Raw genomic sequence first — 24020 nt, 5'->3', positions numbered from 1 at the left:
GCTTTTACTGGTTATTAGTGATATTCAAGAAAGACTTTTTAGGTTTTACTAATGCCCCCTGTTAATCCGCACACGGTCAGTTTTCTGGCTGTGGCGGCAGTTTTACAGAGGCATGATGGGCTGGTTCCGCGACATCCGATTCAGGCCGGCCCGATTGAATATCGGCACATTATGGAATGTAGTAACGATGACAGAGCAACAGGTTTCAACAGGAAACGCCGTATCCAAACATATCGACCAGCTGTTCCAGAAAGCAGAACAGCTGTCTGCCGATTTCTCCCTGTTTCCGGAATATGAAGACAACGCCGTTGATCAGAGTGTTAAAGGGCTGATCTCTCCGGAACGCTGCGAGGCCGAACTTGAACGTCTGCGCGGCCTGAATATCGACAGTTATATCGAACAGATTGTCACTCCGAGCGAAAGCAGCAGCCGCATGGGCAGCAAAGCCGTCGTGCAACATCTGGTGCTGCGGGTTATTACCGAGGTAGAAGACGGTCCGCTGTACTGCGCCGAAGCCGACATGGACTTTGGCGGCCATGTGCGCCGCATTGGCTTTATTTGCCAGAACCGCGAGCACGCCAATGGTGTCTGGGGCCCGCAGCATCACAACCGCGCTGCCCAGCAGGCCCGTGCCTTTGCCCGTCGCGCGATGCCGATTGTTACCTTTATCGATACTCCGGGAGCGGACGCCGGTGAAGTTGCCAACGCCGGTAACCAGGCGCACAGCATCTCTCACCTGATTACCGAAATGGCCAATAATGATGTGCCAACCCTCGGTATTATCTGGGGTGCCGGCTACTCCGGTGGTGCGATCCCGCTGGCCACCACCAATATTCTGCTGAGCGTCCGTGATGGTATTTTCAACACCATTCAGCCGCAGGGTCTGGCCTCGATTGCACGCAAATACAACCTGTCCTGGCAGGAATGTGCCAAATACGTGGGTGTATCCGGTTTTGAGTTACGTGAAGCCGGCATCATCGATGGCATCATCGATTACGCCCCGACCGACGCCGACGAAAAGCGTTTTAATCTGCATCAGGCCATCACCACCGGCATCGAATCCATCGAAGCCAGTGCCGCCGAATTTGCCCGTCACAGCCAATATCTGATGGATCATTATCAGCGCAGTGTTGAACGTTTCCTGCGCCCATCGGAAAAACTGGAAAAACTGCAGAAAGACTCCAACTTCTTCCTGGCACAGACACCAACCGAGCACATCAACCTGTTCGGTCTGACCTACCGCTATACCCGCTACCTCACCCTGCGCCGCCGTATTCACTCCACCTCGCTGGAAAATTATGGCCGCCTGGCAGAAAAAGAGGTGCCGGAAGGCCAGCTGCAGTCCCGTCTGCAGCGTGAATCCAAGCGCAAATTCCAGAACTGGCTGCAGGCTCCGGAAAAAATCGTCTACGACGACAACCTGCACAAGAGCTGGAAAAACTTCTGGAGCAAATACGAAGACCGTGACGAGAGCCGCAGCACCATCGCCCGTCTGTTCTTCGGTGAGCCCAAGAACAATTACTTAAAAGCCAAGCAGGAGCTGTGCTTCAACCTTGGCCTGTATCTGTTCAACCGCTGGAAATCCGATGCCTCGGTTAACTTCCAGGGACTGATGGATTACCTCGAAGACTATAAGCAGAGCCGTTTCCTGCTGCGCGCCAATGACATCCTTGATGCTGTTGCCGTGGCTGAGTTCGTAGAAAAGAATCCGCATCCGCTGGCGGCTTACATTCGCGAACAACTGCCGCACGAAACCCGTCAGGAACTGACTCAGGGCCTGGCCAAGGAAAAGTCCAAGGGCGCGCTGAAGCAGTCGCTGGCAACCGCTCTGAACAGCATTCTGAAAGACGATCTGATTCCGGATCATATCCGTGCGGATTTAAAACTCTCTACCCGTACTGAAGCACTGGCCAATTCCATTGCCAGCATCAAGGTTGAAGCCAACCGTCGCATCATTGAAGAAGCGCTGGCCCCTTACATTCAGTTCCGTCAGGAAAACATTCAGAACCCGGCACACCCGGATATCACCATTCTGGATGCCATCCTGCACGACGAACTGCGTTACGAGTTCAGCCAGGTGTGTCAGAACATGCTGGTGTTTGGTCAGCTGTACGACAACTTCATCAACAATCTGGTGGGTGTGGCGAAAGAAGCGAACGAAGACCGTTCGCTGTCCCGCGACTCGGTGAAAACCCTGCTGGAGAAATCTCTGGCCGAAGCCACCGAAGGCGACAGTTATACCGCACAGGAGCGCGAATCCTTTAACCACTGGCTGAGCTACTTTATCAAGAGCAATCAGCGTGGTGACTTCCTGAAGTCGGTTGAAGAATGGAAAAAGCTGGCCTTCCCGCGTCTGTCCGACACCCTGTTTGTGGTGATCACCTTTATTTTTGAAAAACTGCTGCCGGAATATCATGAAGCCGAGCAGGATGGTAAGACCTATAACGGCCGTATCAACCCGGTCTCTATCGGTCGCCGTAAGGATTTCTGGAACCGTCTGACCATGGCTTACCACGATCTGCTGATTCAGCAGGTTCTGGACGATACCAAACGTCAGAAGAAGACCTCGGCACAGGCCATCATTGACCGTTTCTTCAACGATTTTGAAGAGCTTAACGCCAGTCTGATGTCCGCCGATCCGGTGGCCTTCCCGGGCTTCCGCAGCTCAATCGAAGGTGCGCTGAAAAAAGATATCAAGCCATGCGGCGTCGTAACCGGCATCGGTACCATCAAAATCGGTGAACGTGAGCAACAGGTCGGTGCGCTGGTTTCCAACCTCGACTTCCAGGCCGGCGCCTTCGATATGGCCTCCGCTGAGAAGTTCTGTAAGCTGATGGTGGAATGTGCGCGTCTGCAATTGCCGATCGTGTGCTTTGTTTCCTCCGGCGGTATGCAGACCAAAGAAGGTGCAGCTGCCCTGTTCTCTATGGCCGTGGTTAACGACCGTATTACCCGTTTCGTACGCGACAACGATCTGCCGATCGTAATCTTCGGTTTCGGTGACTGTACCGGTGGTGCGCAGGCGAGTTTTGTGACTCACCCGCTGGCACAGACCTACTACTTCTCCGGCACCAATATGCCGTTTGCCGGCCAGATCGTAGTGCCAAGCTATCTGCCAAGTACCTGCACCCTGTCGAACTACCTGTCGGTATCGCCTAAGTCGATGGACGGTCTGGTCAGCCACCCGTTCTTTGACGATCTGGACGACCGTCTGCGTGCCATCGACCCGGATATGCCGGTTGCCCGCTTCAGCGTCGATGACGTTCTCGACCGCGTGCTGCAGGGCTATGTCACGGCAGAGCGCATGGCTCCGGATACCGGCGCCAATGCCAGCAAACTGAAGAAATACGGCAAGATCGACAAGGTGCTGATCCACGCCCGTGGCTGTACTGCGGTAAAACTGATCCGCAAGGCACAGGAAAACGATATCAAGGTCATCCTGATTGCGTCCGACCCGGATATGGAATCAGTTCCGGTGGATATGCTCGGACCTGAAGACCGTGTGGTCTGTATCGGCGGTAATACGCCGGACGAAAGCTATCTGAACGCCAAATCGGTACTGCGTATCGCCCACCACGAAAACGTGGATGCGCTGCACCCGGGTATCGGCTTCCTGTCGGAAAGCAGCCAGTTTGCCGCCCTCTGTGGTAACCACGACATTAACTTTGTCGGACCGCCGGTTTCCTCGATGGAAACCATGGGCAACAAATCCAACGCCATTAACACCGCGATGCGTGTGAATGTGCCGGTTGTACCGGGCTCCCACGGCATTCTGACCAGTTCCGCCAATGCCGCTGCGGTAGCCGATGAAATCGGTTATCCGGTGCTGCTGAAAGCGGTACACGGTGGTGGCGGTAAAGGCATTCAGGTGGTGCATTCGCCGGATAAAATCCACGCCCTGTTCCACCAGATTTCGACTGAGGCCAAAGCTGCTTTCGGTAACGGCGACGTGTATCTGGAAAAATACGTAACCTCCCTGCGTCATATCGAAGTACAGGTATTACGTGACAGCCATGGCAACACCAAGATTCTCGGTCTGCGTGACTGCTCAGTGCAGCGTAACAACCAGAAAATCTTCGAGGAATCCGGTTCCACCATGCTGCCGCGTGACCTGGAACAGGCGGCCTACGATTTTGCGGCCAAACTGGCGGATGCGGTGAAATACGTCGGTGCCGGTACGGTTGAATTTATTTTCGACCTGCACGCCAACACCATCTACTTCATGGAGATGAACACCCGTCTGCAGGTAGAGCATCCGGTGACGGAACTGGTGTCCGGTATTGATATCGTCAGCACCCAGTTCCGCATTGCCGAAGGCGACAGCATTGCTGACCTGAAGCCGGTATCCAAGGGTTATGCCATTGAAGTGCGCGTGAACGCTGAGAAAGCCGTGCGTAAGGGTGATGATGTTGAGTTCGTACCAACACCAGGCCTGATCCGCGACTGCGTGCTGCCGGAAGAAGACTACATCGAGCTGATTGCGATGGCCGCACCTGGCAAACAGGTATCGCCGTTCTACGACAGCATGGTGGTGCAGATTATCTGTTACGGTAAAGACCGCAACGACACCATCGCCAAGATGCGTGAATATCTGGAACGCGTACGCATTACCGGCGTGTGCACCAATATCCCGCTGCTCAAGCGCGTGCTGGACGACAAAGTCTTCCAGGACGGTGTCTACGACACCACCTATCTGCCGCAATTCCTTGACCGTATCGATGTCGATGCGCTGATCAAAGATATTGAAGACGCGGCCGATATGAGCGCCAACGCGGTGGATGCGGCGGCACTGAAGATCGAAGGTTCCGACGAGCTGAAAGTACTGTCGCCATCGACCAGTATTTTCTACGGATCGTCATCGCCAAGTGAACCGGCCTTTGTCAAAGAAGGCGATATCATCGGTGTTGATCAGACCCTGTGTCTGATGGAAGCCATGAAAATGTTCACTCCGCTGAGCCTGAAACAGTTCAACCGTTCCGGAACTGAACTCTATCCGGCTAACCAGAAGTTCAAGGTCACCCGTATCATGAACTCTGATGGCCAGCAGGTTAACCAGGGCGATTTACTGTTCGTGGTAAAACCGGTCAGCGACAGCGAAAACGCAGCCTGAGTGACTCTGGCTGAGCAATAAAAAAAGCGCCTGCGGGCGCTTTTTTTATTGGCAGAATTTCCCACACGGATTACTGGCGATCTGTTTGTTAGCGGCGTGTATAAAACAGAATTACACGGGTTTTACATAGCCGACGTTGTTCATAAAGGCCATCCCCTTCATGCTACGCGCATTATTCTTTCATCCGGTAAACACCGGAAGATTTTTATTCCCGTTATGTAAGGACCATGTTATGACACGTAATCATCTGCTGCCTGTGAAAGCCCTGCTGATCAGTGCCTCTGTTTTATTATTCGGTTGCGTCGCTACCGATCAGGAAGCAGAAAACCGTCTTTCCCACACGACCCTGCATCAGGGGCTGCAGACCATTGGCAGCGGCAGCGAAATTAAAACCATCCGTATACTGAATAATGCCGATGATTATCGTGAAGTGCTGGCAGACTACTCCGCGGAAAGCAGCAAAGATGTTGACTTTAACCAGTACCAGATTGTGCTGATCGACCTCGGTATCCGCCCGAATGGCGGTTACGGTATCCGTATCGATGACGTGCTGGAGCAGGCTGATCATGTAGTGGTTGAATTTACTCAGCTGACACCCGGAAAAGGTTGTAACTATGACGGCGCACAAACCAATCCATACCGCTTTGAAGCCATTAAAAGCCTGAAAGAAATCGTTATTCAGGAAGCTATTGCCGCCGCGACCTGCAGCCAATAACCTGTAGCATCATTCACCGGACAGATCAGGGGCCTCCCGTGCTGCGCAAAATACTGTACGTATTATTCATCCTTTTAATTCTGGCCTTAATCGCAGCACGCATTTTCGTGCCTGCGCAGGTAGAAAAAGGCATGAACAGCGTAAAAAGCCACAAACCCTGGCCTGTCTCTGCGGAAGCCCGTGCACTGCATCAGACGCTGTTGATTGGCGACTGGCATGCCGATTCCCTGTTGTGGGACAGAAACCTGCTGCAACGCAGCGATTACGGTCAGGTTGATTTTCCCCGGCTGCGCGAGGGTAATGTTGCCCTGCAGGTATTTACCGCGGTTACCAAAAGCCCCAGCGGTCAGAACTACCACGCCAACAGCAAGGACGCCGCCGATAATATTACCCCGCTCGCCATTGCCCAGACCTGGCCTGTTGCCAGCTGGAGCAGTTTGTATGAGCGTGCGCTGTATCAGGTAACGCGCCTGAAAAATTATGCCGACAAAGCACCGGAGCAACTGACATTAATCCGCACGGCGGCCGATATAAAAGCCGTTGTCAGCGCGCGCGAACAGGGGAAACCTCTGATCGGGGCATTAATGGGCATGGAAGGCGGACATCCGCTGGAAGGTAACATCGAAAATCTGGATAAACTCTACAATGCCGGTTATCGCCTGATCGGTCTGCAGCATTTTTTTGATAACGAACTGGGTGGTTCATTGCATGGCACATCCAATGCCGGGCTGACGCCGTTTGGCCGCAAGGTGGTGCTCCGGGCGGCTGAAAAAAACATGATTATCGACCTCGCACATTCCTCCCCCCAGGTGGTGAAAGACGTACTGGCCATCACAGCACAACCATTGGTTGTCAGCCACAGCGGTATTTTTTCGCACTGTCAGGTAAAACGGAATTTCCCTGACGCGCTGATGAAACAGATTGCGGCCACCGGTGGCGTGATCGGTATCGGTTACTGGAAAGATGTCACCTGCGACGACACCCCGGCCGGCATTGCCAGAACCATCCGCAGCGCCATCGACTTACTTGGTGAAGATCATGTGTCACTGGGCTCAGATTTTGACGGCGCTGTTGCCACACAATTCGATACCTCTGAGCTTGCAGCATTAACCCACGAGATGCTGCGTCAGGGATTCAGTAAGCAGGAAATCCACAAAGTCATGGGCGGTAATATGCTGCGGGTTCTGCTGCAGATTCTGCCCTGACCCGGCAGAACCCCGCTGTTCAGGATTTAATAAGCGCTCAATCTGGCTTTAATTAAATCCCAGTACCACTTCCGCTTTTTCCCCCTGCTGCGGTTTGCAGACAGTTACCCTTGGCGCCAGAGAATGATCATTGTCATCGGTTTTCTGCGCCAGCCAGGCCTTAACCACAGCACCGCGCTGACGTGCCAGTTGCGGCCACTGCTCTTCCTCAGCCGTAGCCTCAGTTTTGCTGACAAAAGGACACACCTGCAATTCCAGCCCGGTTTTACCGTGCATCAGTTGTGCGACTTTTTCCAGATGCGGAATCTGCTCATCATTCAGTTCTGTCTGCCCCTCAGCAAACGCCAGAGCATCCAGCCGGATCGCCATTAATTCTGACCCGGCATAGGAGGCGATGCTCAGTAACAAACCATAAGGCTGCAGGCTTTGCTTCAGATAATGCAGAGCGGCACTCTGCAGGGCCAGCTTACTTAATTGCGCGGTAATATCACCGGAGCCGAAATCCGGGCTGCTCATATCGCCGGAAACCGGTACGGTCAGACGGACATTGCCATTATCGTCACGCAATAAATCCAGCGCAGTATCCACCGGCATGGAAATCTGCTTGCTGACCCGCTTAATGGTTGCTTCATCTTCCGGCACAAAACTGGAATTACGCAATAATATCCGCGCTTCGCCACCCAGTTGGGCTTGCTGCATATCCATATCCACGTCCAGATTCAGCATACCTTTTTCCAGGTGATAGCCCATCGCCTGCGCCAGATAGCCATTAAATGCCACTATATCCAGCTGGCTGATGCGCAGCGTGACATTGCCCTGCGGATAAATCTCAGGGGCATGACTGTGATCCAGAGTCAGACTGGTATCCAGTGCAATACGGTTATAATCATCCAGTGACAATACCGCATGTATCTGTACCGGTTTTATTAACTCCGGCTGAGACGATGCTGCCAGTGTGGCGGATATTTCACTGATGTTCAGTTCCCGTATCTGCACCCTGCCCTGATACGCAGGTTTTACAGAAACATCGTGAATCTCTGCACCACTGCTATCACCGCTTTGCTGAATACCGGCAATAAATAATTGGAAATGATCCGGTTCAGCAATTTCCGGCTTTTTCCCTGATTCAGAAGCAGAAGCATCGCTATTTGTTGCCGAGCTATCCGGTGCATCTGCTGTATTGGTTGTTGCCTGCGGTGATTCAACAGCGGCATCGCCCAGCGCACTGCGGTCGAGACTGCCATCCGCCAGACGCTTTACCGCGACCTGCAAATCCGCATATTCGTGCAGGCCTGTTGCCAGCTGTGATGCTGATGCCGAAATATCGCTGACCTGATAATGTCCCAGACTCAACAAGGGGGCATCGCCCACTCCGAGCAGCAATTGCTCAAGACTCAGCTCTGCAATGCTTTGTGTATCAGCGCCAGCCTGCACGCCGCTCAGTTGCAAGCGTTTAACGGCCAGAGGTGGCGCACCGGCCGCTGTCAGCTGCAAATTATCAAGGCTGATATCTCCGATCCACTGCGGTGTGGTTAAGGCCTGCTGAATCTCTCCGGCCAGCGTCAGGGTAAAGGGTTGCTGCAGACTGACCGGTTGCGCGCCGCTTAATTCAAACTGCGTCAGTTCCAGTGTCAGGTTCAGTGGCAAAGCTTTTGCGGCGGTACTGTCAAAAGGGCCAGCCTGCAATGATGCAATCCGCAGCTGACCACGGCTCGCCGGGCCTTGTGTTGTCAGTGCATCCTGCTGCCAGTCAATGATCTCATCGTTAAGGGTTAAACGGCCAAGGCGCAGCCGCCAGGGTTGTTCTTTCTGAGTGCTTTCTTCTGCCTGAGTGATTTCTTCTGTCTGAACAGAAGCAGACTGAATATCCGCACTCGCAACATCCACAGCCTCGCTTTGCTGAGCTGCAGACTCTGTTTCAGCGGCTGCGCTGTTATCTGCCTGCAGCGGAATCATCAGACCACTGATTAACAGGCGCAACGCTTCATCATTGCGCAGTGCAGCACTCAAACGTAATCCGTCGAGGCTGATATCCCGGATATAAATTTCCTGACGAGCCAGTGCCCAGGGATCAAAACTCAATCGCAGCCGTTCAACACGGGTCGTTGCTTGCGGCGCATCCGTCTGCGGGTGGCGCAGTTCAACACCGGTTAATTCAAGTTCGGTGCGAAACGGCACCCAATGCCAGTCTGACACCGTTAACTGATAACCAGCGCCCTGACTTCCGTACCATTTCTGGCCAGCTTTGACAGCAAAAAAAGGCGCACTGTAAAGCAAGACCAGCAGTAGCAAAATCAGCACTACAAAGAAGGAAAATAAAAAACCGGCAATGCGTTTTTTAGTCAAAAAAGCCGTCTGAAGCGGAGGCATAAGGACACTCCCAATAAAAAAACAGAGCGTAGATAATACGCTCTGTTTCTTTATTTAAAAACCGGCGACAGGAATCAGCTGTTCAGATCACGGGCAAATTCATGCACGCCGGCTTCTTTCAGCAGTGAATCAACCAGTGGCGCCATAGCACGGTGTTTTAATGCACTGTTGACCAGTGCTTCCGGCAGGCTCTGGCCATTAGCCGCACTGTCCTGATCCAGCACACCACTGCCATTGGCGCTGCGTTCACCACCCATCTGATTCAGACCATCGATAGAGATAATTTTCATACCCTCAATGTTTTCCAGTGGTTTCACGCTTTCACGTACAATGCCCGGCAGCGCTGCATGCAGGCTCAGCACACGCTTCAGCGCAATCTGCGCATCGCTCAGGCTGTTCAGGGCTTCGTTCATCAGACGCTGACCTTCAGCATCCACCGCGTACTTCTCACGGTCGGCTTCCACTTTAATACGGATAGCATCGGCTTCAGCATTGGCCTGCAGACGCAGCGCTTCGGCTTTATCTTCGGCGGCCATTTTTTCCGCTTCGGCGGCGATTTTTACCCCGGTCGCCTGACGTTCCGCTTCTTTCTGCGCTTCAATCAGCTCGATGGCTTTGTCACGCTCAGCAATTTCCACCTGCTTGGCAGTCGTTACTTTTTCTTCTGCACGCACCGCTTCCGAACGGGCCTCGTTCGCCAGTTTATCGGCCAGCGACTGTTCTTTCGATTTTTCGGCAACCGCAATGGCACGTTCCTGTTCAGCAATTTCCAGTGATTTCTGTTTCTGGATCTGACGCTCTTCCAGCTGACGCTCGCGCTCAATTTCCTGCTCGCGCAGGCGGCGGTCTTTTTCAATTTCCAGCAACAATGTTGCCTGATCGGCGGCGATGCGCGACTGGTCAATTTCCCGCTGCGCTTCAATTTCGGCCTGTTTGGCACTACGTTCTTTATCCGCGCGCTCTTTGGCGATTTCAGCCTGCTGATCAGCTTCGCGGGTGGCAATTTCGCGTTCCTGCTCCATTTTGGCGTAGCGGGTTTCACGCTCAATCTGCAGACGCTGACGTTCTGCTTCGAGGTTTTTCTGTTCGATCAGTACACGGGTTTCCTGCTCAATTTCGTTCACTTCCTTACGGCGTGATTCAATCGAACGGGTCATACGCGCCAGACCTTCGGCATCGAACACGTTGTCCGGCGAGAAGAATTCACGTGGCGTCTGATCCAGACCGGTCAGGGAAACCGATTCCAGTTCCAGACCGTTTTTCAGCAGGTCTTCGCTCACGACCTGCTGTACTTTCTGTACAAACTGGCTGCGCTGTTCATGCAGTTCAGCCATTTCCATTTCTGCCGCCACCGAACGCAGGGCATCAACGAATTTACCTTCGATCATTTCTTTCAGCGCATCCGGGTCCAGCGTACGCGCACCCAGAGTTTGGGCCGCGTTGGCAATGGCATCCGCATCGGGTTTAACGCGCAGATAAAACTCGGCCAGTACGTCGACACGCATACGGTCTTTGGTAATCAGCGCCTGCTGTTCTTTACGTGATACCGCCAGACGCAGGGTGTTCATATTGACGGGAATAATTTCATGCAATACCGGCAGCACCATCGCCCCGCCGTTCATAATGACTTTCTGCCCGCCCATACCGGTACGGACAAAAGACCGTTCTTTCGATGCGCGGGTATATAAACGCGCAAAAATCATCCCAATGACCAGCAGGCCGACAAAAATAAATCCAGCAAAAAAGACTGCTGAGAAAAGGTTATCCATAAAAGCTCCCTGAGAGTTTTAAAAAGTAGTCCGTAATGTAATTTTTAATTGTTGCAGGTTTTGCTTATTGCAGGTGTTGGTTATCCGGGCGGATGCACAGATACACAGCACCTTTCTGTTGCACCAGCAAAACACTGTCGCCGGCGCGATAGATTTCATCACCATCCGGTTCAACCATCAGATAATGCGTTGTACCAAACTGATCGCGGAATCGCGCTTCCGCCGGACTGCCCTGACGGGCTTCACCCAGCGTAATGGTCGCTACCTGGCCGATAAAAGACGCGGAAGATACCGCTTCTGTTTCGTCTTTCAGTAATACTTTGCCCAGCAACCCGGTCAGCAGGCGCGTAAGAGGCAACGCAACCGCCAGCGCCGGCACCACGGCAACGATCGCCGGCAGCATAAAACCGAAGGCCGACATAAACAGTGATTGCAGCACCACACCGCTGAGTCCGAAAAACATCAGCAGCATCACCAGAATAATCAGCACCGGCACCTGACCAATACGCAGCCAGGCCAGAAAACGGCTGAGCCCCATATTCGGCACCTCGCCGTCAACGCTCAAGTCAACGTCGGGTAACAGGCCATCAATAAATTGTGATAAGCCCAGACCGATGACCACCAGCACACCTTCCAGCACGGCGATAATCAGCATTAATACCAGCGCGACGGCAAAAGGATAATTGCCGTCTGAAAACAGAAATTCCATTAATCGTTCGCCTGCGATTTAACCCGCGCCAGTCGTTCCTGAATGCGGTTCTGACGGGCCAGCTGATCGAGTTCGGCCAGCTTACGCTCATCACCACTGCTCACACCCGGTGCACCGGCTTTATTCAGAATGCGGTTAAAAGCATCGGTCGCCTGCTCCACCTGCGTGGCGGTCGAGGCCGTGCCGGCATGTTCAGCCTGCACCGCAGCGGCATTGGCAATTTCATAATGTTTCAGGGTTTCCTGCATTTCGCGTTTTTTCGCCTGCAGTGCCTGAATATAAGAATTCAGTTCATTAATTTCGGCGTCGCTGTCGGCGATGCTTTTTTCCACCACGGGAATCATGGCTTCGATATCCATCTGGCGCGCAATCGCCGCTTCGGCCAGATCATCGCGGCCCTGAGCAACAGCCACTTCAATCTGCGCCTGCAGTTCAGCATGACGGCTGTTATCCGCGTTTAAACTTTTGGTGCTCAGATAACGCGCCGCTTCAACTTTACCCAGCTGGGCACGGACATCGGCAATGGCGCTGTCGATTTCGCGGATCGCTTCTTCCATCACCATGGTCGGTGCGGCATTTTCCAGACTGTCGACCAGAGAGTTGGCGGATGCCGACACCAGCCGGCCGATACGTTTTAATAATCTTTCAGACATGGTGTTACTCCTTGCGGTTGGCGCAATTCAGGTGAGAAAAATCCGTCAGCAGCTGCTGTTGCAGTTGCTCAGCCAGATCATTATTCAGTAGTGTACCGCCGCTTTGTGCCAGTAATGGCGGCAGCAGACGGCGCAGCAGATCGCTGACAACGGGAAATAATTGCCGTTCGAGATCGGCAGCACAGGCTTTGCTGTCCTGCGACTGAATAATGGCAGCGCTTTCGGTAAGCAGATCAAATACCGCTTCATTCAGGATGCTGCGGTCAGATTCGGGGGATTTATAACGTGCGCGATACGGCGCCATGCTGTCACTGGCGGTAATAAACGAGCGGGCAAAACTTTCGGTGCCCACCGCTTCCCGCGCCATAGCAATCAGCTCGCGAACTTTATCGCTTTGAGTCAGCGCACCGTTCTGGCGGATGGCCATCAGATAGGCGTAATCGTCTTCCGATAAACGCACACTGATTGATTGTGACTTGCTGATCATGAGCTTCCCTGTTCATCTGCATACACAGTGAATACAAATGTATACAGCCTTGTTTACGTGGTCAATAAAAAATATTGAGCACGTAAACAAACACCTGCGTAAGCAAAAACCGGTGAAAACACTAAACCAGACCTCAGCGCTGAGACCAGAGTGCTTCGCGTAAACCACTGGCGCGCTGCACCCGGGTATTCAGCCCCTGTTGCCAGCAGGCTGTGCCGCCAAACAGGCTGAAGGTCTTTTTCGCGCGGGTAATGGCGGTGTAAATCAACTCGCGGGTAATAACGCTCTGCCACTGCTCCGGTAACAACAGACACAGATGATCAAATTCCGAGCCCTGGCTTTTATGCACGGTCATGGCAAAAGCGGTTTCATGGGCCGGCAAACGGCTGGGCAATAAATAACGCACGCCGCCGTCGGCATCCGGGAAGGCGACTTTTAACGTCTGCCTGCCCTGCTCATCCGTCAGCGGCAAAGCAATACCAATATCACCGTTATACAGGCCGAGATCGTAATCGTTACGGCTGATCATTACCGGACGGCCGGCGTACCAGCCGGAAGCCGAAGCACGGGTATCGATTAATCCCGCTGCCTGCAGTAAACGCTCAGTGCGCTGATTCACCTGTTCAACCCCATAAGGCCCCTGGCGTAAAGCGACGAGAATCTGAAAACGGTTAAAGGCGCTGAAAACATCGTTCGCAGCGGCTTTATCCGCAGCAAAAGCGCGCAACGCTTCGGCGTAATCACGGTAGCCATCCACCAGGGGTTGCTGCCATTGCGGCTGTTGCCAGAACGGCTGCTCGGCCAGCGGATTTACCGCCACAAAGCGTACATCGGCAAACTGGCGCAGCACCTGATCAGCGCGTGCAATGTCACTGTTATTGACCGCCGCCGCCAGCTGGCCAATGCCACTTTCCGCGGTAAAGCGATGGGATACCCGCAGTGACGCCACCGCATTCTGCATCGGGCTTACAGAACCTTCTGTGACGGCCGTTAAATCAAAACCGGTCAGTTGTTGCAGGCGCTGAGCAAAGGCGCTGTCCGGACCGTGCTGCACGCCGGCATCGCATAAATCCGCCAGCACACTGCCCGCTTCTACCGAAGCCAGCTGATCACGGTCGCCGAGCAGAATTAAGCGGGTATCCGCGGCCAATGCCTGAAACAGGTGATACATCATCGGCAGATCGACCATCGACGCTTCATCCACCACCACGCAATCGAAGGGTAAATGGCGATTGGCGTTATAACGGAAGCCGCGCGGCGACCAGCCCAGCAAACGATGCAGCGTATAGCTGTCGTCCGGAATCTGTTCGGCAAAAGGCAACGATTTTTCGCCGCTTTGCTGGGCCCGTAATTTGGCACCACGAATGGATTCCGTCATGCGCGCAGCGGCTTTACCTGTGGGCGCAGCCAGCGCAATCGACATCTGCGGGTTCTGGCTGAGCAGCGCACTGAGCAGACGCGTGACCGTGGTGGTTTTACCCGTACCCGGGCCACCGGTAATCACCGCAAAATTACGGATACAGGCACTGGCCGCAGCCACTTTCTGCCAATCAACCACTGCCTCTGAGCTAGCAGCCCCCGAGCCAGCAGCACCCGGATCGCCGAATAATTGCGTCAGCGTGCTGGTCAGTTCCGTATCCTTTAACGCCGGTTCCTGCGCCAGTCGCTGGTGAATCTGGGTTAATACACCGCGTTCGTAGAAAAAGTAGCGCGCCAGATAAAGATTATTGCCATGCAGCACCAGCGGCTGCTGGGCGTAATCGCGAAATTCGCCAACGGCTGTTTTCGGGTCAGCCTCTGCCACATACACCGTACGGCAAGCAGCCAGCTGTGAACTGGCCAGTAACGAATGCTCACTCCAGAACTCGCGCCATTCAGGCAAGGCACAGGATGTCAGCGGCAGACACACCTGCCCCTTGCCCAGAGCAACGCTGACCATCACCGACGCCATCGCCAGCAACTGCAGTGTGTGTGGTTCTGTCTCTGCCGACGCCTGTAATTCCCACTGCAGCATCTGCATAGCCACCTGACGGTCAATATCACGCAGGTTTTTCACTTCAATTTCGGGTAAATATTGCAACAGCAGCGGATTCATACACCGGCCTCCGCTTTGTTATCAGTTCTGTTTCGCGCACAGACAGAATCCGGCAACAGCACCTGCCGCCAGCGCTGCAATTCATCAGGGTCGACAGCGTGGTAATACACGCCCGGCACCTGAGTCAGCGCGGGCGCGGCAAATAAATCCTGCTGTGAGACAGCCGCATCATCGGCATTTAAACGCGGCGCATTGCTACCTAAATGCATACCGCGCAGCCAGAAGTAATACACGCCACCCAGATGCTTAGCCGGATCATAATGATTCAGACGCTGACGCAGCAGCTGGTCAAGGGCGACCGTATAGAGCCAGGCCTGTAAATCATACTGATGATCGGCCATCGCCACTTTTAATGCCGCCGGGGTGTAGTCATTAATGCTGAACCCCAGATGATTGGATTTATAGTCCGCCACGTAATAGCGGCCGTTATGGCAGAAAATAAGGTCAATAAAACCTTTTAAATAGCCGCTTAAGGTATCGAAATGAAAGCGCCCGCTTTTCGCCGGGTCGGTTAACAGACGATTAATATCCGCCGCCTTAAGCTGCTGCACCGGCAGGTAAAATTCCATTTCATCGAGGCGATTGGCCGCAGAAATATCCGCTAAGGCAAATTGCTCGCCCTGCTCATTCATCAACGAACTGTTCACCACCGCCTGCATCCAGCCAGCAAGGTTATTGATCTGCTTTTGTTTTTCCTCAGCGCCGGCTTCATCCTCACTGAGTGCTAAACCATAGTGGCTCAGTTCACGTTCGGTAATGCTGAGCAGCGCATCGGCATCCACAAAATCCCAGTGTTCAAAAATTGCGTGCAGACAGGTACCGGCGTTCGCGCCTTTAGCAAAGGTCAGTGCCGGTGCTGTTGCATCAAATTCGCGGTTTGGCATGTCATCCATAACGGAGGTTTCGATCAGCTCGGCCCCAATAAGCTCGGCAAGGGACTCATCACTGTCGTTCTGCCCGGATACTTCATCCATCACCAATACATCGTCGTGAGCAGAATGCCCGCTATGATCATCGGCGGTTAACTGGCTGTAACTGCTTACCCGCCAGCTGTCCCAGCTGTGCGGCCGGCACACAGCCGCCTTTGGCGGCTCCTGTATTACAGCCTGACGACGCAGCTCATCTATCGGCCAGACCGGCAAACCGGTAATTAAACATTCAGCTGAAGCTGATTGTTTTAAGCCGGCCCAGTCAGGATCATTTTCCAGTGCCAGCAAATAGCCCAGCGCGGTTTGCGCAATACGGGATTTTTTCTCTTTTTTGCTTTTGCCATCCACGGCATCGGCCAGCCAGATAAAACAGCCCTGCACCGCACGGGTTAAGGCCACGTACAGCAAACGCAAAGACTCCGCCAGAGAATCACGCTGCGCCAACGCTTTGGCTTCATCATCCGGCTCAAGATTCAGCACCATGCCGTCGCGTTCACTGAAATACTGGGTATCGCTTTTCGGATTCGGTAAATAACTGTCGTCCCACAGGAAGGGTAAAAACACCAGCGGATATTCCAGCCCCTTGGATTTATGGATGGTGACAATAGTAACCAGATTGGCGTCGCTCTCTAAACGCAACTGTGCTTCGTCGCCACTGCGGTTATCGGAGAAAATATGCTCACCAAACCAGCGCAATAATGCCTCGTGGCCGCGTAAACGGCGGGCAGCGCTCTGCAGTAATTCACCCAGATGCATCAGGTTGGTAATACGGCGCTCACCATCCTGATGGCGGCGTAAGCGTTGCGCGCGGCCGTCTTCTTCCAGCCACTGCATAATGGCCGCCATCACGCCACGGCGTTGCCACAGCTGATGATAACTGTGGTTTTGTTCCAGCGTGCGCTCCCACGCCAGCTCGTCATTTAACAGAGCATCCAGCTGCGCGGCAGTTAAGCCCTGGGTTTCCGTTGCCATCGCGGTACGCAGTGCACGCTCATCGGTTGGGTGAGCCACCGCCTGCAACCAGGCAAATAAATCCTGCGCTTCCAGACTGTCGTACACGCTGTCGCGGGTTAAAAACACACTGCCGATCTGACGCGCGGATAACGCCTCACGGATTAATCCGGCCTGCTTGCGGCTGCGCACCAGCACGGCAATATCGCGCGCCTGCACCGGCTCATCCCCCAGCGTCGCATCACCGTGCATTAAGGCATCAATTTTCTCAGCACACTGTTCTGCAGCGGTAAATTGCGCCCTGCTACGGGAATATTCACCGCCGTCATGCCACAGTTGCAGCGGGGTTTGTTCTTCACCGGCAATTTTTAATGGATGGCCGTCGGGTTTACCTGCCGCCGATACATTAACGAACTGAATATCCTGATCGAATACAAAGGGACTGTCGTGGCCGGCGAATAACTGGTTTACCCCGGCGACCAGTCGGGTATGACTGCGCCAGTTTTTTTCCAGAGTAAAACGGCGCTCTTCGGAAAGCTGCCGGCGGGCTTTGATGTAGGTAAAAATATCAGCGCCGCGGAAGCCGTAGATGGCCTGTTTAGGGTCGCCGATCATAATTAACCCATGCTGACCTGGCTGCGTCGCCAGCGCGTTATCATTCTCACTTAACGGCGGATAAATCCGGTTAAAAATTTCGTACTGCTGTGGGTCGGTATCCTGAAACTCGTCGATCATCGCCAGCGGATATAAACGGCGGATATGACTGGCCAGCAACTCGCCCTGATCGGCACGCAAGGCATTCACCAATAAACGCAATAAATCATCCGGGGTTAAAGCACCGGCTTTTTCCAGCAGCTCGAAATAACGTTCTTTAATGGCGTCCATCCACGCGGCTTCCAGCAGCAGTGCTAACTGCTTGGCCGCCTGCAGAAAATCTTCAGTGGCGTCAAAGGCTGCATGCTGCGGTAATTCACCACCGTCTTTCAGCTTTTCTGCCATCGCGGTTGGCGTCATACGGTAGAGATTTTTCGGCGCTGGCATATAAAAACGCCCGGCAAAATAACCGGCCGCTTCTTCCACCCAGTTCGGGGCAAAACGTTTGCTGTAGGATTTTTTATCCAGCCCGGAATCCGCAATTAACTGCACCACATCAGCTGCACTGATTTGCGACCAGGCGGCTTTGGCGCTCGTAAATGCGGCTTCGGCACTTTGCCACGCCCTGTTCAGACCATCAGCTGAAAGCGGCGGAATTACCGTCATATCCGGGCGGTTAATCCGTGCTTTCACTTTCGCCAGCACATCGTCCGGGCCGGCATAACGGCTGATTAAATAACGGCTCTGCTGTTCATTCAGGCTATAGGCCTGCTGACGCCAGATATCTTCACAGGCCTGTTGCAGGTAGCTGTCACTGTCGAGCACCAGCTCGGCGCTGAACACCACACCACTGTCGAAGGCAAACTGCTTAAGCATGCGCTGACAGAAACCGTGAATGGTATAAATCGCCGCTTCATCCATTAACGCCAGATTGCTTTGCAGCCAGGGTTTCAGTTGCTTACACAGGCTGTCGATATCGCTGTGCCGTGCCTCAGCCAGTTGCTGTAAATATTGCAGCTGCTGCGCTTCAATCGGCTGGCCGTTTTCCAGCGACAATAAATCTTCCAGCGTATCACGCAGACGCTGGCGGATACGGCCACGCAACTCTTCGGTAGCGGCACGGGTAAAGGTCACCACCAGAATCTGATCACAGCCCAGCCGTTCACTCTGTCCATCAGCATTGCTGCGCCCATGACCGAGAATCAGACGGTTATACAGGCCGGTAATGGTAAAGGTTTTACCGGTACCGGCACTGGCTTCAATCAGCGACTGACCGTACAGCGGAAAATCAGGAATGGATAAGGTTTTCATACGCCTTCTCCTCCACCGTAGCTGGCAGCGGAGTCTTTATGCAGTTCATCGGTTTTTATGTGTTTTTTCAGACTGGTCAGCAAGATGCCCTGCTCAGCAAGCCACTGATCGGGCGACTGGCTTTGCAACTGCGCGACAAAGTCCGGCAAACAGCGCTGTAAATAAGGTGATGCCAGTTCACCAAAATCCCGCTCGGCCAGTTTGTTGATTTCTTTTTGCATGGCATCGGCTTGCGCGTCGGCATCGTCGGCGTGTTTTTCGGCAAATAATTCCTGCGCCTGAATCAGACTCCACAGCGTATCGGGTAAATGCGCGATGGGTTTACACCAGCACTGCCAGTACCAGTCGACGGCCTGTTTAATTAAAGCCAGCGCAGTGTCCGGTGCGGGCAAGCCCAGCTGTATTTCCCGCAGCCAGGTATTACCCTTGTCTTTGCTTAAACCGAGCAGGCAGACATGACTGATACTCTGAGGAGAGAGAGCCGGCGCGGCCGCAGCCACCAGCAAGGCATCCAGCCAGGCCTGCAATAAATGTTTACCATAAATATCACCGACGCGGTGATACAGCAGATAACCGCAATCATCACCCTGATGGCGCACAAATGCCTGCTGCAGTTCGCCCTGCACGGTGCAGTTTTCCAACGGTACCGACAGTGCTTTTACCTCCATACGGAATTCGGATAATTCGACGATTTTCTGCGCCAGCGGGCGCGAATAATCAATCAGATCATCGCTCCAGACTTTACCCAGAGCATTTACCGGTAATTGCCCCAGCGCCTGCTGGCGACGGGTAAAAGCCAGTTCATCGCTTAATTCTTCAGCGTGGCCCTGCTGAATATCGGCCATGGCCAATTGCAGCCAGTCGTCTTTCAGCTGATATAAATCCAGACCATTTAAGGCAAAGGGTTCTTCGGTTTCGTGCTGTTGCCAGTACACATCGAACGAGGCTTTTAAGCGGCGGGTGACAAAATATTTAAGCGGGTCTGCCAGGGCCTGCTTCACGTCTTCCCAGGCAACCACGCTGGTATCGATATCGGCCGGAATAGCCAGCGGCTCACTGAAGAAATGATCATTTTCCGCTTCATGGCCAGTACCCTGCTCAGCGGCGACGTCGGCCCACACCTGCTGATAACTGCGCACATGACGCTTCAATAAATCATCAGCCGCAAAGGCCTGACGGTTATAGGGCTGCAGTGGCAGCTCCTCCAGCAGCCAGTGCAGCATCTGTTGACGGCTTTGCTGGTGCGGTAAATCAAGATCCTGCTCAAGGGCAAAACCATCGCATAAATAATCGCGCAGTTCCGCCACCAGCACCGACGGCTGCAATTCGGCATTTTCCCGCACATCGTGACCACGGTAACTGATGTACAGATAATCCTGCGCCGAACACACCGCCTCCAGAAACAGATAACGGTCATCTTCGCGGCGTGAACGGTCACCACGGCGGCTGCGCCCGGCAACCATTAAATCGAAGCCCACCGGCGTTACCCGGCGCGGATAATCCTCGTCGTTCATGCCCAGCAGACACACCGCTTTAAACGGGATGGAACGCATCGGCATCAGGGTACAGAAGTTCACCGGCCCGGCGAGAAAACGCTGCCAGCCGCCCTGCTGCCCTAATTGTTCGTTAAACCAGCTGCGCACCACCGGTGCGGATAATTCGCCGTTAAAGCCGGCCAGGGTTAATTCTTCCTGCCAGCGCTGAATAGCATCGCGGATACGCTGCAGCGAGTTCTGCTCAATACTGTCGGCCAGATACAGATCATCCAGCAGCCGCAGCAGCGACGCCGACCAGTCAGCAACATGACGCGGCCCGGCCGCAAACAGCCGCTGCCAGTGTTCCAGCACGTCGATAAAGGCCATTAAATGACCAAGCAATTCGCCTTCGTTGCCTTCGGTGGCCGCCACCGGAAAATCGCCCATAAAATCCTGACGGCTGTCCGGGGTCAGATAACCCAGCAATAACTGGCGCAAACCTTTACGCCAGCTGTTCTGCTCAAACGCCGGCAAGCCCAGCTGCTGACGCTGTTCGCTGTTTAAGCCCCAGCGAATCTGCGCCTGCGCCAGCCAGTCACGCAGTGCCGGCAGATCGTCTTCGCGGATATTAAAACGGCTGCGGATAGCGGATACATCCAGCCAGTCCTGCACTTCGGTAATCAGCAGGCGCGAGTCACCCAGCCCCAACAGGCTGAGGAAGCTGTCGATGAGCGGATCTTCCTGCGCCATCGACTGGTCGGCAATGGCCCAGGGAATACGGTACTCACCGCCCTGATCTGTGCGCGCGCGGCTGCTGGCAAATACGGCGTCGATATAGGGCGCGTACTGGTCGATATCCGGCACCATCACCACGATATCGCGCGGTTTAAGGTCCGGGTCGTTATCCAGCCAGTGCAGAATCTGATCGTACAGGCGCTGCACTTCACGCAATGGGCTGTGGGCGCTGATTAAACGCACGCTGCCGTCATCAGACGCGATGCTTTGTTTAAAGTGGCTGTGTAATTGTGCCTCTTTACTGAACGCGCCCTGCTGACGATCAGTGAGGGTGAGGATGTCCTGCTGCAGGTGCGCCAGCAGCGTTTGTGATTCAGGTTCAAGCTCCCGCTCTAAATAGGCATCCACATCCTGAATACGGCCTTCATACTGCTCGGCGGTTTCGTGTACCAGCGTGAGGAAATCGCGCCCTAAACGCCCCCAGGAAGCGAGTAACGGATTACCGCTGTCCAGCAGGGTTTCCACCTCTGGGTTATCACGCAGAATGCGCATCTTCTGCCGTTCGCTGACGATATCGCCCCAGAAGTTTTTGCACGGATTGAGCAAAAAGAAATGCACTTCAATCACCGGCGAAATCGCCTGCAACACCTGCCAGTAGCTGCCGGGCAACGCCGCAATACCAAACACAAACAACCGTTTGGGCAGATCGGCCAGACGTTCAGGATGGGCCTGCACCAGCTGTTCCAGCTCCTGCAGCAGGCGCGCGCGGTGATCCAGCGAATGACCAAGTCTGGCGCTGTCGGCCACTAACGCCCGCCACACCAGCGGCTGCCACGGATGGGCCGATACCTGTGTATCGGCGACTTCATCCTCACCCAGCTCCCAGCTCAGCAGCCAGTCCGGGCGATACACCAGATACTGGTCAAACACGTCGGCGATGGTTTGCGCCAGCTGATAACACTTAACGCCATCGGCATCGTTCTGCAGGTAATGGGCAATGGCCTCACAGCCCGGCTGTGTTGCCAGCATTGGCAACAGACGCACCAGCTTCCACGCCATGATCTGTTTATCGAAATGGGAGCGTTCCGGCAGCTCCGGTTTCAGACGGTTAAACACCTGCCAGACAAAGCTTGAGGGCAGCGGAAAATCCACCTGCGCGGCGATCCCCAGCGAATCAGCCAGCTGTAGTTTGAGCCAGTGCGACATGCCCTGACTCTGTACCAGAATGGCTTCCTGACCAAAGGGGCCGACGGGCGATTCCTGCATCTGATGGACAAGAATGCCCTTAAGAATTTCAAGATCGTTGGAATGATAGAGGCGGAACATGCTTTCCCTGCGGGCAAGTGGTTGGCAGGCCATAGAGTACCAGAGAAGATGGTCTTTGAGAGCGGATCACTTGCTGGCGATAAGCGGAATCTGGACAGGCCATAAAAAACGGAGCCTGACGCTCCGTTTTTATGTTTGCTGGTATTTTTTATCTGCGGATACGCTCAGAGCCCGAGCAGCGTCTCGCGCTCAACATAATCCACACCCTGACTGGCCGCCACTTCGGCACTGGTCAGCGCGCCCTGACACAGGTTCAGGCCCATACGCAAATACGGGTCATCACGCAGCGCCTGCTCAACCCCTTTAGCCGCCAGCGCCAGAACAAAGGGCAAGGTAGCGTTGTTCAGTGCCTGCGTGGCAGTGCGGGCTACCGCCCCCGGCATATTGGCAACGCAGTAGTGCACCACGCCGCTGTCGACATAGGTTGGATTGCTGTGGGTGGTTGGCCGTGCGCTTTCCACACAACCGCCCTGATCGATGGCGACATCGACGATCACCGCGCCGCGCTTCATGCTTTCTAAATGAGTACGCAGCACCAGTTTAGGCGCTGCAGCACCGGGAATTAATACCGCACCAATCACCAGATCGGCCCTGGGCAGACACTCATCCAATACGGTGCGGGTAGAAAAACGGGTCTGGATGCGGTTGCCGTACTGCTGATCCAGCTCGCGCAGCGCCTGCATCGAGGTATCGAGCACGGTGACCTGCGCGCCCATGCCCACGGCGATGGCCAGAGCATTTCGCCCTACGACCCCGGCGCCGATAATCACCACCTCGCCAGCCGGCACTCCCGGCGCTCCGGCCAGCAACACCCCGCGCCCGCCAGCCTCCATCTCCAGACTGCGGGCACCGGCTTGCACCGCTATGCGCCCGGCGATTTCTGACATCGGGGCCAATAATGGCAGCCGCCCGGCTTTATCGGTGACGGTTTCATAGGCGATGCCTGTGGCACCGGTTGCCATCAGCGCCTGGGTCAGTGCCGGGTCCGGCGCCAGATGCAGATAGGTAAACAGCGTATGTTCAGCACTGATCAGGCTGATTTCTTCCGGCTGCGGCTCTTTGACCTTAACGATCAGTTCGGCGTTATCAAACACCTCAGCCGCGGTATCAACGACCATTGCCCCACAGCTCAGATAATCGTCATCACTGAAGCCAATGGCCGCTCCTGCGTTCTGCTGCACCCAGACTTCATGACCGCGATGCACCAGCTCGCGCACGCTGTCCGGGGTCAGGCCAACCCGGTATTCATGGTTTTTAATCTCTTTCGGGACACCAATACGCATAAGCACCTCCGCAATATATAAAAATAGTGTAGCTCGGTCGGGGCTGCTGGGCGCAGTAATAAACACCGCACCAGACGACTGCGTATCAGACTACTGAATAGTCCACCAGATTATTTTAATAAATGGCCGGAATCCTGCGCGTTTACGCGCCGGTATCAAAATAACGATGCGCAATCTGTCACCTACCAGGAAGAATATACCCTGTAAAATCAATGAGTTAACGGATTGATCAACGAGATAGTGCGCTAAGTGTAAAACGATGGCGGAGTGATAGTGTGCGTGCGCGTTTATAGCCTGATAGCA

General features: G+C 54.2%; 12 protein-coding genes. 3 read left to right on the top strand and 9 right to left on the bottom strand.

From position 1 onward, the window contains the following. Positions 1–187: 187 nt before the first annotated feature. The 3 genes from HUF19_RS07800 to HUF19_RS07790 all read left to right on the top strand — a co-directional run bounded on the left by HUF19_RS07800 (position 188) and on the right by HUF19_RS07790 (position 7030). Positions 188–5110 carry an ATP-binding protein gene (locus HUF19_RS07800; protein WP_260999251.1) on the top strand — a complete coding sequence of 1641 codons (4923 nt, stop codon included), beginning with the start codon at positions 188–190 and terminating at the stop codon, positions 5108–5110. 232 nt (positions 5111–5342) lie between these two features. Continuing rightward, the gene (locus HUF19_RS07795; protein ID WP_260999250.1) at positions 5343–5825 is read left to right on the top strand and encodes a protease complex subunit PrcB family protein; all 483 of its coding nucleotides are present in this window, start codon (positions 5343–5345) and stop codon (positions 5823–5825) included. 38 nt (positions 5826–5863) lie between these two features. Continuing rightward, positions 5864–7030: a dipeptidase gene (locus tag HUF19_RS07790; protein WP_260999249.1), complete on the top strand. Its 1167-nt coding sequence runs from the start codon at positions 5864–5866 to the stop codon at positions 7028–7030. Between the two features lie 48 nt (positions 7031–7078). On the opposite strand, the gene HUF19_RS07785 is transcribed toward HUF19_RS07790, so the two are convergent. The 9 genes from HUF19_RS07785 to ald all read right to left on the bottom strand — a co-directional run bounded on the left by HUF19_RS07785 (position 7079) and on the right by ald (position 23717). Beyond that, complete coding sequence (locus tag HUF19_RS07785; protein ID WP_260999248.1) at positions 7079–9376, bottom strand: DUF748 domain-containing protein; 2298 nt, start codon at positions 9374–9376, stop codon at positions 7079–7081. Between the two features lie 98 nt (positions 9377–9474). Further along, the gene (locus HUF19_RS07780; protein WP_145468924.1) at positions 9475–11169 is read right to left on the bottom strand and encodes a flotillin family protein; all 1695 of its coding nucleotides are present in this window, start codon (positions 11167–11169) and stop codon (positions 9475–9477) included. Positions 11170–11233: 64 nt separating this feature from the next. Next, a complete protein-coding gene (locus tag HUF19_RS07775; protein WP_260999247.1) occupies positions 11234–11878 on the bottom strand; it encodes a YqiJ family protein in 645 nt (214 codons plus the stop codon). Further along, a complete protein-coding gene (locus HUF19_RS07770) occupies positions 11878–12531 on the bottom strand; it encodes a PspA/IM30 family protein (protein ID WP_260999246.1) in 654 nt (217 codons plus the stop codon). The genes HUF19_RS07775 and HUF19_RS07770 overlap by 1 nt, the downstream gene beginning before the upstream one ends. Before the next feature lie 4 nt (positions 12532–12535). Next, entirely contained in the window at positions 12536–13018 is a 483-nt protein-coding gene (locus tag HUF19_RS07765) for a hypothetical protein (RefSeq protein WP_145468927.1), read from the bottom strand. Between the two features lie 133 nt (positions 13019–13151). Next, positions 13152–15113, bottom strand: a complete 1962-nt coding sequence (recD, locus tag HUF19_RS07760; RefSeq protein WP_260999245.1) for an exodeoxyribonuclease V subunit alpha — start codon at positions 15111–15113, stop codon at positions 13152–13154. Further along, positions 15110–18898: an exodeoxyribonuclease V subunit beta gene (gene recB / locus HUF19_RS07755; protein WP_260999244.1), complete on the bottom strand. Its 3789-nt coding sequence runs from the start codon at positions 18896–18898 to the stop codon at positions 15110–15112. The genes recD and recB overlap by 4 nt, the downstream gene beginning before the upstream one ends. Beyond that, entirely contained in the window at positions 18895–22434 is a 3540-nt protein-coding gene (gene recC / locus HUF19_RS07750; RefSeq protein ID WP_260999243.1) for an exodeoxyribonuclease V subunit gamma, read from the bottom strand. The genes recB and recC overlap by 4 nt, the downstream gene beginning before the upstream one ends. Positions 22435–22598: 164 nt before the next feature. Next, positions 22599–23717: an alanine dehydrogenase gene (ald, locus tag HUF19_RS07745; RefSeq protein ID WP_260999242.1), complete on the bottom strand. Its 1119-nt coding sequence runs from the start codon at positions 23715–23717 to the stop codon at positions 22599–22601. Positions 23718–24020: the final 303 nt, after the last annotated feature.

The sequence above is a fragment of the Thalassolituus hydrocarboniclasticus genome, assembly GCF_025345565.1.
In the GTDB taxonomy this organism is placed as follows: Bacteria; Pseudomonadota; Gammaproteobacteria; order Pseudomonadales; family Oceanobacteraceae; genus Venatoribacter; species Venatoribacter hydrocarboniclasticus.
Note: the sequence above shows the minus strand (reverse complement) of the source record. Positions and strands in the feature narration are given on the sequence as shown.

Coding starts and splice junctions, on each gene's coding strand:
- HUF19_RS07800 (WP_260999251.1), top strand. CDS start 188: ATGACAGAGCAACAGGTTTCAACAGGAAACGCCGTATCCAAACATATC.
- HUF19_RS07780 (WP_145468924.1), bottom strand. CDS start 11,169: ATGGATAACCTTTTCTCAGCAGTCTTTTTTGCTGGATTTATTTTTGTC.
- recB (WP_260999244.1), bottom strand. CDS start 18,898: ATGAAAACCTTATCCATTCCTGATTTTCCGCTGTACGGTCAGTCGCTG.
- HUF19_RS07770 (WP_260999246.1), bottom strand. CDS start 12,531: ATGTCTGAAAGATTATTAAAACGTATCGGCCGGCTGGTGTCGGCATCC.
- HUF19_RS07775 (WP_260999247.1), bottom strand. CDS start 11,878: ATGGAATTTCTGTTTTCAGACGGCAATTATCCTTTTGCCGTCGCGCTG.
- HUF19_RS07765 (WP_145468927.1), bottom strand. CDS start 13,018: ATGATCAGCAAGTCACAATCAATCAGTGTGCGTTTATCGGAAGACGAT.
- HUF19_RS07795 (WP_260999250.1), top strand. CDS start 5,343: ATGACACGTAATCATCTGCTGCCTGTGAAAGCCCTGCTGATCAGTGCC.
- recD (WP_260999245.1), bottom strand. CDS start 15,113: ATGAATCCGCTGCTGTTGCAATATTTACCCGAAATTGAAGTGAAAAAC.
- recC (WP_260999243.1), bottom strand. CDS start 22,434: ATGTTCCGCCTCTATCATTCCAACGATCTTGAAATTCTTAAGGGCATT.
- ald (WP_260999242.1), bottom strand. CDS start 23,717: ATGCGTATTGGTGTCCCGAAAGAGATTAAAAACCATGAATACCGGGTT.